This is a genomic window from Rugamonas violacea, assembly GCF_016461825.1.
Classification (GTDB): domain Bacteria; phylum Pseudomonadota; class Gammaproteobacteria; order Burkholderiales; family Burkholderiaceae_D; genus Rugamonas.
Genome location: NZ_JAEMNU010000071.1, coordinates 126,830 through 140,989 on the forward strand (window position 1 = coordinate 126,830; position 14,160 = coordinate 140,989).

13 protein-coding genes are annotated in these 14,160 nt (G+C 66.5%); 3 read left to right on the top strand and 10 right to left on the bottom strand.

Going from position 1 to position 14,160, the window contains the following annotated elements; translation table 11 throughout:
* Nucleotides 1-83: 83 nt before the first annotated feature.
* Complete coding sequence (locus H7U20_RS13760) at nt 84-2,180, bottom strand: TonB-dependent receptor (protein ID WP_370593151.1); 2,097 nt, start codon at nt 2,178-2,180, stop codon at nt 84-86.
* Nucleotides 2,181-2,475: 295 nt separating this feature from the next.
* Nucleotides 2,476-2,865, bottom strand: a complete 390-nt coding sequence (locus H7U20_RS13765; protein WP_233410747.1) for a DUF2946 domain-containing protein — start codon at nt 2,863-2,865, stop codon at nt 2,476-2,478.
* A gap of 326 nt (nt 2,866-3,191) precedes the next feature.
* Between H7U20_RS13765 and fur the strand changes: the two genes are divergently transcribed.
* A complete protein-coding gene (fur, locus tag H7U20_RS13770; RefSeq protein WP_199759708.1) occupies nt 3,192-3,614 on the top strand; it encodes a ferric iron uptake transcriptional regulator in 423 nt (140 codons plus the stop codon).
* A gap of 136 nt (nt 3,615-3,750) precedes the next feature.
* On the opposite strand, the gene H7U20_RS13775 is transcribed toward fur, so the two are convergent.
* Nucleotides 3,751-4,491 carry a S1 family peptidase gene (locus H7U20_RS13775; protein ID WP_199759709.1) on the bottom strand — a complete coding sequence of 247 codons (741 nt, stop codon included), beginning with the start codon at nt 4,489-4,491 and terminating at the stop codon, nt 3,751-3,753.
* Nucleotides 4,492-4,764: 273 nt separating this feature from the next.
* Here H7U20_RS13775 and xrtA point away from each other — a divergent pair, with 273 nt between their 5' ends.
* The gene (gene xrtA, locus H7U20_RS13780) at nt 4,765-6,369 is read left to right on the top strand and encodes an exosortase A (RefSeq protein ID WP_199759710.1); all 1,605 of its coding nucleotides are present in this window, start codon (nt 4,765-4,767) and stop codon (nt 6,367-6,369) included.
* 95 nt (nt 6,370-6,464) lie between these two features.
* Here the strand turns inward: xrtA and H7U20_RS13785 are convergent, their stop codons facing one another.
* The 3 genes from H7U20_RS13785 to H7U20_RS13795 all read right to left on the bottom strand — a co-directional run bounded on the left by H7U20_RS13785 (nt 6,465) and on the right by H7U20_RS13795 (nt 9,810).
* Nucleotides 6,465-7,076, bottom strand: coding sequence for a PEP-CTERM sorting domain-containing protein (locus H7U20_RS13785; RefSeq protein WP_199759711.1), 612 nt, complete (start codon nt 7,074-7,076; stop codon nt 6,465-6,467).
* A 154-nt stretch (nt 7,077-7,230) separates the two neighbouring features.
* Entirely contained in the window at nt 7,231-8,841 is a 1,611-nt protein-coding gene (locus tag H7U20_RS13790; protein ID WP_233410748.1) for a hypothetical protein, read from the bottom strand.
* A 330-nt stretch (nt 8,842-9,171) separates the two neighbouring features.
* The gene (locus H7U20_RS13795; RefSeq protein ID WP_199759712.1) at nt 9,172-9,810 is read right to left on the bottom strand and encodes an NAD(P)H-dependent oxidoreductase; all 639 of its coding nucleotides are present in this window, start codon (nt 9,808-9,810) and stop codon (nt 9,172-9,174) included.
* Nucleotides 9,811-10,198: 388 nt separating this feature from the next.
* Here H7U20_RS13795 and H7U20_RS13800 point away from each other — a divergent pair, with 388 nt between their 5' ends.
* The gene (locus H7U20_RS13800) at nt 10,199-11,008 is read left to right on the top strand and encodes a helix-turn-helix transcriptional regulator (RefSeq protein WP_199759713.1); all 810 of its coding nucleotides are present in this window, start codon (nt 10,199-10,201) and stop codon (nt 11,006-11,008) included.
* Between the two features lie 113 nt (nt 11,009-11,121).
* On the opposite strand, the gene trpD is transcribed toward H7U20_RS13800, so the two are convergent.
* Genes trpD through trpA form a run of 4 tightly spaced genes read right to left on the bottom strand, consistent with a single transcriptional unit; the run spans nt 11,122 to nt 14,151 of the window.
* On the bottom strand, nt 11,122-12,174 hold the full coding sequence (gene trpD / locus H7U20_RS13805; RefSeq protein WP_199759714.1) for an anthranilate phosphoribosyltransferase: 1,053 nt from the start codon (nt 12,172-12,174) through the stop codon (nt 11,122-11,124).
* A gap of 12 nt (nt 12,175-12,186) precedes the next feature.
* Nucleotides 12,187-12,720, bottom strand: a complete 534-nt coding sequence (locus tag H7U20_RS13810) for a hypothetical protein (RefSeq protein WP_199759715.1) — start codon at nt 12,718-12,720, stop codon at nt 12,187-12,189.
* 8 nt (nt 12,721-12,728) lie between these two features.
* On the bottom strand, nt 12,729-13,358 hold the full coding sequence (locus H7U20_RS13815; RefSeq protein ID WP_199759716.1) for a phosphoribosylanthranilate isomerase: 630 nt from the start codon (nt 13,356-13,358) through the stop codon (nt 12,729-12,731).
* Nucleotides 13,351-14,151: a tryptophan synthase subunit alpha gene (trpA, locus tag H7U20_RS13820; RefSeq protein WP_199759717.1), complete on the bottom strand. Its 801-nt coding sequence runs from the start codon at nt 14,149-14,151 to the stop codon at nt 13,351-13,353. The genes H7U20_RS13815 and trpA overlap by 8 nt, the downstream gene beginning before the upstream one ends.
* Between the last annotated feature and the right edge of the window lie 9 nt (nt 14,152-14,160).

Below are 14,160 nucleotides of genomic sequence, written 5' to 3' on the forward strand. Positions count from 1 at the left end.
ATCTTTGAGCGGCCATGGTAACACCATCCTCACCGGCCGCTCGACTCATTTGCGGCGGGAAAGGCAGCCCCGCGCGTGCGGGCTCAGAAGGCGTAAGTCAGCCCCACATCGAAGGAACGGCCGTAGCCGGGCAAGGCTTGCAGCGCGCCGCTGCGGCTGGCCGCCAGGCCGGCCAGGTTGACCCCGCCCATCGGGTCGGCGTAGTAGCGGTTGAACAGGTTGCCGACGCCGCCCGACAGGCTGAGGTTGCGGCCGGCCTGGTACTGGGCGCGGGCGTTGAAGACGGCGTAGGCGCCGGTTTGCGGCTCCAGGCGCTGGCTGTCGACCAGGTGCTTGCGGCCGATCAGCTTGGCCTCCAGCGTGTTGTGCCAGGCGCCCTTCACCTGCTCGACGGCGACGCTGGCGTTGAACGGCATCATGCGGTACAGGTCCAGGCCGTCGCTGCGCTCGCCGCGCGTCAGGCTGGCGTTGCCCTTCAAGGTCAGCTTGCCGAAGCCGGCGTCCTGCGCCAGCGCCAGACTCCACGCCAAATTCACGCCGTACAGGCGGGCGTCGTGGTTGGCGAAGCGCAGCAGCTTGCCCTCGGCCGTCTTCACGCCGTAGGGATTGAAGCTGCCGACGCTGTCGGCGTCGATGTAGTCGCGCACGAAGCTGAAGTACGGCGTCAGCTTGACGCTCCAGCGCTGGCGCGCTGCGTCGTGCCAGTCGGCGCTGGCGCTGAGGGTGTGCGCCACCTCGGCATTGAGGTCGAGGTTGCCGACGTAGCCGTTGCCGTCGCCGAACCAGTTGACCATCCGCATGGCCATCGTGCCGCGCCCCCAGGTGTAGCGCTCGTACAGGTTCGGCGAGCGCGTCTTGCGGGCGTAGCCGAACTCGTAGCTGGCGCCGGCGCCGGCCTCGTAGCGCGCCAGCGCGGTCAGGTCGATGTTGTTGTCGCGGCGGGCGTGGTCGCGGCCGTTGAAGATCTTGGCGGCGTCGACGTCGGCGGCGTTCATCGCCATGTAGTTGTAGGGCTGGACCTGGCCGGCATCGCTGTCGACGCGCTCGCCGCGCAGGCCGAGCTGGGTCGACCACCGCGCGTCGAGGTTCTGCTCCCACTCGGCGAATAGCACGACGCGGTCGCGCCGGCCGTCGTGGATGTTCAAAAAGGTCAGCGGCGACATCATCATCGCGCCCGGCACGGCCGGCCAGTAGTCCTCCAGGCGGAAGCTGTGGAACTCGTGGCCCAGGCGCACGGCGCCGCCTTGCGCCAGCGGCAGCTCGGCCTTGACGGCGTAGCCACGGTCGCGGCCTTCGGTCGTCATCGGCATCTTGCCCATCCGTTCGGCGCTGAAGAAGCCCATATCGTGTTCGGTCGATTGCCAGTACAGGCGGGCGTCCAGCTTGCCCCAACCCAGCGTGCCGGCGTAGTTCAGGTTGGCGAAATCGGCGTGGTTGCGCGTCATGTCCATGTACTGGTTGGGAAAGCCCTGGTAGGGAATGCGCTGGGTGCCCAGGCGCAGCGTGAGCGACTGACCGCTGCCCTGCGCCGCCATCGTCAGGCTCTGGTTGGTGCTCTTGTACAGCGTATCGAGCACCTGCTCGCCATTGCCGTCGCGGTAGCTGTTGGCGCGCACGCGGTTGCCGCTGTAGGCGATGCTCAGCCGGTCGTTGGCGACGCCGGCGCTGAGCGCCGCCGAGACGCTGCGGTCGACGCTGCGCGCGCCCAGCGACACGCTGCCGCTGCTGCGCAGGACGCCGGGCGCATCGGCGAATTCCGGCGCCGTCGATTCGACCTCGATGCTGCCGCCGATGCTGTCGCCGCCCATGCTCACCGGGGTCAGGCCGGCCAGCATGCGGATCTTGCCGACCTGCTTCGGCGCGATATAGGACAGCGGCGCGTTCATGTGGTTGGCGCAGGCCGAGCTGAGTTCCATGCCGTCGATGCGGATCTTCAGGCGGTCGTCGGCGAAGCCGTTCATGACCGGCAGGCCGGAGACGCCGCCACCGGCGGCGACGTTGTAGCCAGCCACGTTGGACAGCAACTGGCTGCTGTCGCTGCCGGCCAGCGGCTGCGGCATGGCCTGGCCGACCACGCGCACTTCCGGCAGCGTGCCGGACACGCCCAGGCTTTGCGCCATGGCGGGATGGGCCATGCACAGGGCGATGGCGAGCGGGGACAATTGTTTGGGATATTTCACGGGGTACTTCCTTTCTAGGGTGCTCAAAAGCGATGCGTTACTGAAGCGAGCCACGCTATGCCCGGCCGAGACGCCGAGGCGCCGCCGCGCAGCCCCGCAGCACTACAGCCGTGCAAGGATACGAGGGGCCGCCGTGGAGGGGCGCAACGGCGCAACGGCGCGACGACGCAGGGATGCAGGGAAGCAGCGACGTGACGGCGCGGCGCAACGCAGCCCGGCAACGGAGCGGCACTGGACGCGGCGGCACATCCCGGCCTATCGACGCGGGCGTGGTGGAACGTGGTTCAGGAGAGGATCAGGCGGCGGCCGGCGGGCCGCGCGGGCGGGCGGCCGACCAGGAGAACAGCGGCGCCGGCGCCCGGTAGAACAAGGGAGGGTAGAAATCGTGTCCGGCCAGCAGCGGGAAGACATGGGCCGAGGTGGGTAATAGCGCGAAGGAGCCGCCGTGCGTCATGCAATACGGGCAGTGCTCCAGATGGTGTTGCAGCGCTGCGGGTTGCCGGTCGTTGGCCGCCGGAGTGGCCAATGTGGCACCGTCGCTGCGACAGATCACCATCAGGCCCGGCGCGGATGCCGAAGCCGAAGCGGACGCCGATGTCGGCGTGGCCGCAGCCAGCGCGTGTGAAATGGAAGGCGCCAGCACGCTGAACAGGATCGCCAGACAGGCCACCCAAGCGCACAACATTCTTCTTTTCACATTTGTAACCATACGGCAATTATACGGGATGGCCCGACCGTCTAACACACGAAACTGCGGCCGATCTTAACGTAGATCATCTTTAGCCGAGTTGACGGCCGGACGCCCGGCCTGGCTTGATCTTCGCGACGGCATCCATACATCCCCGCATAAGTTGAGATCCATTTATTCAAAATCGTTTAAGTAAGAACGCCATATTCTCCCGCCCTTGGTGCAACTCATGCAACTCTTTATTGCAAATGATTCCTATTACGAATATCATTCGGAATGAGAATCGTTCTCAAAAATATCGAGAGAACCGCCCAAGGAGACCAATGGATATTCCAAAAGAATTGCGCAATTCCGGCCTGAAGGCCACCCTGCCCCGTCTGCGCGTGTTGCAGCTGTTCCAGGAAGGCAAAAAGAAACACCTGAGCGCCGACGATGTCTACCATCTGCTGCGCGACGAGCATATCGACCTCGGCCTGGCCACCGTCTACCGCGTGCTGATGCAGTTCGCCGCCGCCGGCATCCTCAGCCGGCGCCAGTTCGAATCGGCCGCCTCGGTGTTCGAGCTGAACCAGGGCGAGCACCACGACCACCTGGTCTGCACCCGTTGCGGCAAAATGGAGGAGTTCGTCGACGCCGACATCGAGCGGCGCCAGGAAGAGATCGCCCGCGAGCGCGGCTTCGCCCTGATGGAGCATTCGCTGTCGCTGTACGGCGTTTGCGCCGGCTGCAACGGCGCGCCCGCCTAGCCGCGCGGTGGGGTACTTAAGGCGCTGGCGAGGCCGGCAAACCCCAGCGGCAAAGAGCTAGGGTCAGACCCCTCGGGGTCTGACCCTGGATTTGCGCCGCTGGGGTTTTCCAGTGCCGCTGGGAACTTTAAACCCGTCACTTCTGCCGCAACAAGTCCTCAATATGGCGCGCCGGCACCGCGTAGGTGATGCCGGTCGGCGTGCTCAACGCCGTTTCCTTCAATCCCTTGACGAACACCTGGTTGATGATGCCGACCACCCGGCCGCTGTCCGGCTCATAGACGGGGCCGCCGCTGTTGCCGGCGAAAGCCGTGCCGTCGAGTTGGTACACGGAAAACGGCGTCTGGCTCAACTGGGCAATCGCGCGCGGGTTCAACTGGCGCGTGCCCAGCGCCGGCAGCACCACCGGCGTCACCGCCGACAAGGTGGCGCGGTGGGTGACCCGGCGCAGGCCGAACGCCAGGCCGAGCGGAAAACCGGTGAAGGCCAGCGCGCTGCCTTCCTGCGGCGCGCGCTCGGCCGCCAACTCCAACTGCAACACCGGCAAGGCGGGCCCGGCTATGCGCAGATGCAACAAGTCGTGCACCTTGTCGACTGCCCGCACCGTGGCAGGCCGGAACTCGATCTGCGCGCCATCGCCCAACAACACACCCAGCGTCTCCCCCGGCGCCAGCGGCGCCGGACCGAGCGCGAACTGGGCGTTGCTCACCACACTCAAGCCGTCATCGACGGCAAAGCCGGTGCCCATCAGACGGATCGGCGGGCTGCGCCCCGCCAGCATGCTGCCGACGCCCACCACCGCCGGCTTGACGCGGACGATGGTCTGCTCCAGCCCGTCCGCCCCGGCCGCCGCCAGCGCCGAACTTGCCAAGGGCATGAGCAAAGAGATGGCCAGAGATACGGCCGGCAACGTCGTCAACAACGCGGTGGCTAGTCGGCGACACGGAAGGGCAAGCAAAAACGGCATGCGGGGCACCGGAAAGTGGGGCTGAAGCGGCCACCTTAGCACAAAAAAATTACAATAATGCAAAGGAAACTACGGTAACATAAGTCACCTCGATGCAATTTCGATAATTATCAAGATAGCAGGAAAATATCTGTGCTGGCCTTCGATGGTCGGTGCCTCACAGCCCACCGCAAAAGAACAGACATGCCGGACGACAAGCCGACCCAGCCGCAGCCGACGACGGCCCCCTCCGCCGCCATTCCCGTCGCCGCGCCCGCCCCCGCCCCGCGTTCCGGCGCCGGACTCGCGCTCTGCCTGGCGCTGGCGCTGCTGTTGCCGCTGCTGCTGAACCTGGCCACGGCGCGCTCCATCGTGGCGATCTGGAATCGCTCCGACACCTTCGCCCACGCCTACCTGATCCTGCCCGGCTCGCTGTGGCTGATCTGGCAGCAGCGCGCCGCGCTGGCGCGCCTGCCGCTGCGCCCCTGCTGGGCCGCCCTGCCCCTGCTGCTGGCCTGCGCCGCCGCCTGGCTGCTGGCGCAACTGGGCGAGGTGCAGATCGTGCGCCAATACGCCCTGGTCGCCATGCTGCCGCTGTCGGTGCTGCTGCTGCCCGGTTACCGTATCGCCCGCGCCATCGCCTTCCCGCTGCTGTTCCTGGTGTTCGCCGTGCCCTTCGGCGACGTCTTCATTGCGCCGTTGATGGACGTGACCGCCAACGCCACCATCGCCGCCCTGCGCCTGAGCGGCATCCCCGTCCTGCGTGAAGGCAACACCTTCATGATTCCGAGCGGCAGCTGGTCGGTGGTCGAAGCCTGCAGCGGCCTGCGCTACCTGATCTCCTCGCTGACGCTGGGTTGCCTGTACGCCTGGCTCACCTACCGCTCGCGGCTGCGCCAGCTGGCCTTCATCGCCCTGGCCATCGTCGTGCCGATCGGCGCCAACGCGGTGCGCGCCTACGGCATCGTGCTGATGGGCCACCTGAGCGGCATGACCATGGCGGTCGGCTTCGACCACTTGATCTACGGCTGGGTTTTCTTCGGCCTGGTGATCTCGCTGCTGTTCCTGATCGGCGGCCGGTGGCGCGAGGACCGCCAGCAGCCCGTCCCCGGCGCCGCCGCCCAGGCCCGCGCCGCCGCGACGGCCGCCATGCCGTCGGCCTCCGCCGCGCGGCTGACGGCGGCCGCATTGGCCGTGCTGTTGGCCGCAGCCGCCGGGCCGTTCACGGCGGGCTATCTGGAGCGGGTCCAGTTCAATCCGCAGCCGGCCCGCCTGGACGGCTTCCAAGCCAGCTGGCCGGCCGGCGCCCCGTTCGCCGACTGGCAACCGGCCTTCGCCGCGCCCGCCGCCCAACTGCGGCAAAGCTACGCCGCCGGCCAACAGCGGCTCGGCCTGACCTTGCTGTACTACCGCAACCAACAGCCGGAGCAACTGATGATCAGCTCGGGCAACCGTCTGACCCAGGAGGGCAAGAATCAAGTCTGGCACGAGGCGGGCAGCACGCTGCGCCAGGAGAGCCTGCCCGGCCAGACGCTGGCGGTGAACGAAACGGTGCTGAAAAGCGTCCACGGCCGTTTGCTGGTGTGGCACTGGTACGCCATCGACGGCCGCCGCACCGCCAGCGACTATGTCGGCAAACTGTGGACGGTGCGCGAGCGACTGCTGCACGGCAGCGACGACGGCGCCGTCGTACTGCTCTACACCCCGCTCGACGAGCAGCCTGAGGCGGCCCGCGCCGTGCTGCGCCGCTTCCTGGCCGAGCATCAGGCGGCGCTCGACGCCACGCTGGCCGGCAATGCGCGTCATTGAGCGTCGGTGATTGAGCGAGAAACAAAAACGCCCCGCCGGGAAGTCTCCCGGCGGGGCGTGGCAACTGCTTGCGAATGTTGGCGTGAAAGGCGCGCTTAGCTCGCCGAACGGGCGCCCGGCGATGCCTTGCGGCGACGGCTGGCCAGCGCCAGCGCGCCCAGGCCCGCCATCAGCATGGCATACGTGGTCGGTTCCGGCACGGCGGAGGTCAAGCCGTACTGATAGGTCAGCTCGGTCTTGGCGCTGATGGTGTGCGCCAGCGTCGACTTGCTTTCGAAGTAGTAATTCGCCTGCGGCAGATAATTGTAGTGGGCGAAGTTGTCCAATGCGAAGTCGCTGCCCGAGGTGAAGGTGCGCGTGTCCGAGAACGTGGTCGCGCCGCCGGCGATCACGTTGGCTTGGTAGAACTGGTATTGGTTCGGCGACCAGCCGGTGAAGAAGGAGTAACGCACGGCGACGCTGTCGGCCGCATCGGCGCGGCTGCCGGTGATGGTGGTCTTGATGGTGACTTTTTCCAGCGTGCCCAGCGACGAATCGAAGGGTGTGAAGGCCTGGTATTGCCATTGTTGCGCCGCGATGTCGCCGTAGTAGTTCCACGGCGAAACCTGCCAGCTCGAATCAAATTCCTGGGTGACGGTGTTGGCTTGGGCCGAACCGAGCAGTGCGACGGCGAACAGAGCGCCAGCAAAAATACGTGCAAATGTCATTTCAAATCCATCCGATGTTCTAAGGTATATTGCCATTAGAACATACAAATTGCATTATTGAAATCCAAATCTGCATTATTCATGCACTTTATCGAAACTATGGTTTCCTCATGGAATTATTTCGCGAATGCTCAGCGGGTGCTGTCACGCCTGCTTAGGCATCCTGCTTGACCGACCACGGGCTGTCCGCCTGCTCCGGATAGGCCTGCAGGAAGACCAGGTCGTTGACCGCCTTCAACTCCTGCTTGTGCTGGTAGATTTCCTCGGCGCTCTTGTAACGCTCGCCCTTCAAGTCGGGCGCCAGCGCCGCCACCAGGTCGCGCTGCAAGGACTGCTTGCCGGGCGTGGTCTTGTCGGAGATCAGGCGGCCAAACTCGTAGCGCATCAGGCGGGTCGACTGGCTGGCCTCCTGGTTCAGCGTGGCCTTGGTCAGCAGCCCGTCGTGGTAGGCCATGTCCACCTTGCTGCTGGCCGCGTCGTCGATCTGATAGTAGTCGTAGTTCTGCGACTCCTGCGTCAGGTCCAGGCGCAGCTGGGTGCCGGACTTGCTCGGCGCATGGAAGCCGGCACTCAGCTCGGACTTCTGTTGCTGCCCGATCGAACGCTCGCCCTGGTTGCGGCCGCCGATGTCGGTGCTCTGCGACAGTTGGTAGGAGAACCGGTCCAGCTCGCCGGTGCGCAGGGGATTGCTCGACTTCGCGGCTTGCGTGATCGAGGCGCTGAAGTCGGCCAGGCCGGTCAACATCGCGTGGTCCTCGTCGGCCAGCGTCAATTGGGTGGACTTGTAGCCGCCGACGGCCGGCTGGTTCGCCGCGCCGACATTGCTGTTCATGCTGGTGAAGGCATCCTTGAACATGGCGACCAGTCCGGCGTCGCCACGGCCGCGCGTGGCGGCCTGGTCGACCTGCTTCAGATAACTGCTCAGCGCCTTGGCCTGCTGCTCCGTGCTGCCCAGACCGGCCAGCTTGACCACATCGACGCTGACCTGCGCCGTGCCGGACGGGCCGCTGACGCTCACCTTCCTTTGCGCGCCGTCGGCGCGGAAGTCCAGGGTTTGTGTCTGATCCGGGCCGCCCGGCAACTTCACCGCGGCGTGCAAGTCCACCGACGCCAGCAAGGTCCGATCGAACTTCGTCAGGCCGCCCAGATTGAGCTTCGGCGGCTCCTGCGTCATGCCGTCGATGGCGTCCTGGAAAGCGGCCGACAGGCCGGCCAACGCGCCCCGATCGGCCTCGCTCAGCGTGCCGCTGGTTTTTATGTCAACGGCCATGCCGTCGTCCTGGCTGTCCATCGTCAACTTGACTTGGGCGCCGCTCTTGGTGGTGATGCTGAGGCTGATCTGGTTGTCGCCACGGCCGTGCAGCGACGACGGCTGGGTCGAGAACAGCGCGCCATAGCCGGCCACATGCGTTCCCGCCGGCAGTTGCTGCGCCGCTTGCGACAGGTCCGCGCCGTCGCTCTTGAAGCGTTCGAGCAGCGCCGCGCCCAAGCCACGGAAGCGGCCGGCGGTCGATTGCGCCGAATAATTCCGCTCGATCACGGAAGTGATCGGGTCGCGCAACTTGTTTTCCCAGACCAGGGGCGTGCCCGTCGAGTCCGTCACCCGCTGCGTGCCTTGGAGGGCCGCCGCCAGGCTGGCCGGGCTGAGGTTGACGAGGGCGTCGGCCGCCGCCGCTTGGGAGGCGGGCGTGTCGGCCCGGTTCGTGCTGACGGACGCGCCGTTCGGGATCGCGTTCGCCGCGCCAACTGGGGATATCGTGGTCATATGCATACCGCCTTACCGATTAAGGACACCTCGAATAACCGTCATTCCCGCGCAGGCGGGAATCTATACCCCGCATGTCCATTGGCTCAGCATGGGTTCCCGCCTACGCGGCGGTCCGCCGATGCGGAACGACAATTTGGTGGTTTTTCGAAGTGCCCTTAAGCGCTGGGTTATGATTAAAAATCCAATTTTAACTAATTATAAGCTTTTTCAGTAACCAGTTTTCACTCGGCAATAATTATATGGACGTAAAAAAAACCCTGGGACAGGGGTCGGATGGTGCTTGCCGGCCCGGCGGCGCACGCTCCGCCGGGCCGGTAAAACGTGGCTTTACGCCACCTCGGTGATGAATTCGGCGCGCGGACGGCGCACTTTCTTCAGTTGCACCAGCCAGTCGCCCTCGCCGGCGCGATAGCCCAGCGGCAAAATGACCACCGAGCGCAGGCCGCGCTCGCGCAGCTTGAGCACCTCGTCGACCTTGACCGGGTCGAAACCTTCCATCGGTGTGCTATCGACTTCCTCGTAGGCGGCGGCGATCAGCGCCGAACCCAGGCCGATATAGGCTTGGCGGGCGGCGTGCTCGAAGTTGGTTTCCGCATCGCGTTGTGGGTAGCTGCCCAGCAATTTTTGGCGGTAGGCCTCCCAGCCCTCGTTTTTCAGGCCGCGCTCTTCGTTGACCAGGTCGAACATATTGTTGATGCGCTCGGCGGTGTAATTGTCCCAGGCGGCAAACACCAACAGATGCGAACAATCGGTGATCTGGCCCTGGTTCCAGGCGTGCGGCTTGATCTGTTCGCGCACCGCCGGATTGGTGACCACGATGACCTCATACGGCTGCAAGCCGCTGGAACTGGCCGTCAAACGCACCGCCTCCAGGATGCGATCGACCTTTTCCTGCGCAACATCCTTGCTTGGGTCCATCTTTTTGGTGGCGTAGCGCCATTCGAGTCGATTGAGCAATGCAGGCATGGGATTTCACTTTCTGAGGGGTTGATGTACAGAGGTACTTGGGGGTAACTTACCAAGTTGCAAGTATTAATCAGGCGGCCTGCCACAGTCGGGCCTTGGCGCGGGGAGATGATCGTATCCCCCGGCAGCGTTTACCGGGCAAGCGCCCGCGCGGCGCCCATTTTCCGCCAACCTTTGCCGAAAATTATATTTATGGTAATATTTCCGCGAGTCCCCTCCTCGCCCTCGCCGCCATGCGCAGCACTGCACCGGCACCAGCTGACACCGCGCATTAACACCATGCCACAGCTGTTGCCCAGACCACGGAACCAAGCCCGGCTCGGTCCCTGATGCAGGTATGACGACGCGGTCGCCGTGCGTTTTCAACTGGCGATCCACCGCAGAGACAATGAAAGAATTCATCGCGTCCGAAGTGCTACCCAATACCACCGGTGCCTTGTTAATCCTCGGCACCTTCCGCGCCTTCGCGTTCCCCCGCCACATGCACGAAGGCTATTCGATCGGCCTGATCCACAGCGGCGTGAACCGCTTCGAGTGCGCCGGCAGCAGCTGGGCGGCCCGTCCCGGCTCCTTGTGCGTCATGAATCCGGAACAGATCCACAGCGGCGAAGCCGACTGCGAGGGCTGGACCTACACCAATCTGTTCCTCGAACAGTCGGCCCTGCTCGGCGCGCTCGGCAAGGAGGCCAACGCCAGCCCGATCTGGTTCCGCCAACATGTGCTGGACGACCCGTTCGCGGTGGCCCGCTTCAAGGCCCTGGCCGAGGCCAGCGTTCCCGGCGCCGAATCGATGGCCGCCGAATGCGAATACACCTTGTTGCTGGCCCGTCTGGGGCAGATCGCGCGCGGCCCGTCGCAGGAAAAAAAGGCCTCGGCCAGAGCCCTGCTGCGGGTGCGCGACATGCTCGACAGCGTCTGCGACCGCAGCATCGCGCTGGCCGAGCTGGCCCGGGTCGGCGACATGAACACCTTCCACCTGGTGCGCAGCTTCACCGAGGAGTTCGGCATTTCGCCCTACGCCTACCATATGAACCGGCGCTTGCAACGCGCCCAGCGCATGATCGAGGCCGGCACCTTCGTGGCCGAGGCGGCGTTCGCCACCGGCTTCACCGACCAGGCCCACTTCACGCGCCATTTCCGCCGCTTCCTCGGCATCACGCCGGGCCGCGTCGCCAAGTTCGTCAAGCGCAAACGCTAGCCCCCGTTTTCCGCCCTGGTTTTCCGCCCTCCTCTGCCGCCTTCCGCTCAAGCCCCCGTTCCAAGCCCGCCTCTCAAGCCAACCATTCAAGCCAGCCTCTCAAGCCCTCCTTTTCAAGCGCGCAGCTGCTCCGGCGCCGCGCAGGCGACGCTGAAGGCGCGCAGCATCTCCAGCCGGCGCAGCGCCGCGCCGCTGGCGATGGCCTCGCGCGCCATGCCGATGCCGTCGCCGATGGACGGCGCCAGGTTGGCCGCGTACAAGGCAGCAGCACTGTTGAGGATGACGATATCGCGCGCCGCGCCGGGCCGATTCGCCAGCACCTCGAGCAGTATCTGGCGCGATTGCAGCGCACAGTCGACCCGCAGGCAGGCGCTGTCGGCGCGCGCCAGGCCGAACTGTTCCGGCGCGATCTCATACTCGCTGATCCTGCCGTCGTGCAGCTCGGCCACCATGGTGGGCGCGCTCAGCGAGATCTCGTCCATGCCGTCGCGCCCGTGCACCACCAGCACGTGCCGCGAGCCGAGACGCTGCATGACGCGCGCCAGCGTGCCGACCAGGTCCGGGCGGAATACGCCCAGCAGCTGATTCGGTGCGGCGGCCGGATTCGACAGCGGCCCCAGGATGTTGAACAGGGTGCGCAGGCCCAGCGCGCGGCGCAACGGCGCCAGCCGCTTCATCGCCGGATGGTGGTTCGGCGTGTACATGAAGCCGATGCCGGTGTGCGCGATGCAGGCGCCCACCTGGGCCGGGTCGAGCATCAGGTTCACGCCCAGCGCCTCAAGCACATCGGCGCTGCCGCTGTTCGAACTGACGCTGCGGTTGCCGTGCTTGGCCACCACGGCGCCGGCGGCCGCGCTCACCAGCATGGCGGTGGTCGAGATATTGAAGCTGTGGCTGGCGTCGCCGCCGGTGCCGACCAGGTCGACGAAATGGCGGGCGTCGCGCGGCCCCCGCACCGGCACGCAAAATTCGCGCATGACCTGGGCGGCGGCGCTGATCTCGGCGATGCTCTCCGGTTTGGCGCGCCAGGCGATCAACAGCGCGGCGACCATGTCGGTCGCCACCTCCGCGCCCATGATGGCGCGCATCAGACAAACCATCTCCTCGTGCGGCAAATCATGGCCGGCGACGGCGCGCTGCAGTGCTTGTTGTGCTGTGATGCTCATGCTGGACTATTCCTATGCGTGGTGGTGACGCGGCGCGCACGGCAGGCCGCGCAGGCCCTGCAGGTAACGCGCCACCATGGTTGGCGTGCCGCGCGCGCCGTGCAGGCAACAGCCGCGCGCGGTGCAACGGGCAACGTAGAAATCGCGGTTGCAGCGCAGCCCGACGGTGGCCTCGATATAGTCGACCGCGCGGCCGTCACGCCGCCGCATCCGCGCCGGCGTGGCGAACACGATGATGTCGCCCAGCGCGAGCACCAGGCTGACGGTGCCGATCGCGTTGTCGAACCGCTTGCGGTCGATGGCGATCACGTAGACGTCCGCGCCGGCCAGCTGCCGCAACGGACGGGCGGGCCGCAGCCGGCCGGCATGCGCGCGACCGCCTGGCGCGTGGCTGCGGCCCGTGTCGAAACACAGCACCGGCAAACGCGCGCCGATGCGCCGCGCGATCGGCAGGCCGCTCGCCGGCGCACCCAGCACGCACACCACCGGCGGCGCACGCAGCTTGCCGGCGCGCGCGCCACAGCCGGTTCTGGCAAATACGGGCACGGCGACGCTTACGCGGCGACCTTGCGCGCGGCCAGCTCCCGGTAAGCGCGCCGGACCTGGTCGACGAAGCTGTCGATCCGCGCCGGGTCCTTGTGGCCGGGCGTGCCCGCCTCGACCCCGGACGAGACGTCCACGCCCCATGGCGCGCAGGCCAGGATCGCCTGCGCCACGTTGTCCGGCGCCAGCCCGCCGGCGATCAGGGCGTTGCCGCAGTCATCCCGGCAGTCGCCCCAGGCGTAGGCGATGCCGCTGCCGGCGCCGGGATCCAACAGCGGCACGACGCCCGCCGGCAGGCCGGCGCCGCCGGCGCCGGGCAGGACGCGCTTGATCAAGGGCCGGCCAAGACGCAGCCAGTCGGCGGCCACCTCGTCGCCATGCAGCTGCACCAGGTCCAGGTCCAATGCCGCGGCAATCTGCTCGACCTCGCGGTAGGGCTGGTCCATGAAGACCCCGGCCAACTGGACCCGGCCGCGCAACTGCTCGGCCAGGGCGCGCGCCTGCGCCAGCGTCACCAGACGGCGCGAACCGGGCACGAACATCAGGCCGACGATCTGCACGCCGGCGCCGATGGCCGCCTCGGCATCGGCGCCACGGGTGATGCCACAAATCTTGATGACGGGGTCGGCGCGCTCACGCATGGGCGGCGACCACGGCGGCCGGCTTGAACGGCGCCAGGAAGGCGCCCGCCTCGGCGCAGGCGCTGGACGGGTCGGCCAGCCGCTTCATCAGGGCGCTGCCGATGATGACGCCGTCGACCTGGCCGCGCAGCGACTGCGCCTGGGCCGGCGTGCTGATGCCGAAGCCCAGCGCCAGCGGCACGCCGGTGGCGCGCCGCATCCTGCCGGCGAAATCGGCGATATCAGGCAGTTCGCTGCGTTCGCCGGTGACCCCGGTGACCGAGACCATGTAGATGAAGCCGCGCGCCACCTCGGCGATGGCGTCGATGCGGGCCTGCGCCAGGTTCGGCGTCACCATGAAAATGAAATGGATGCCCTGCGCTTCCAGCACCGCGCGCAGCGTGCCGCTTTCCTCCAGCGGCATGTCGGGCACGATCAGGCCGCTCACGCCGGCGGCGGCGGCGTCGCGGGCAAACCGCTCGAAGCCATGGTGCATCAGGATGTTCGTGTAGGTCATCAACACCACCGGCGGCAAGGCCATCCGGCCGCCCAGTTCGCGCAACTGGGCCAGCGCCAGCGGCATGGTCATGCCGTTGTCGATGGCCTGCTGCGAGGTGGCCTGGATCACCTTGCCGTCGGCCAGCGGGTCGCTGAAGGGCACGCCCAGCTCCAGCACGTCGGCGCCGCCGGCGACCAGCGCCGGGATCAACTCCAGCGCCGAATCCAGTTGCGGATAGCCCAGCGTCAGATAGGGCATCAGGGCCGGCCGGCCTTGCTCGGCCAGGCGGGTAAAACAGCTGTCGATTAAGTTCATGGCACTCTC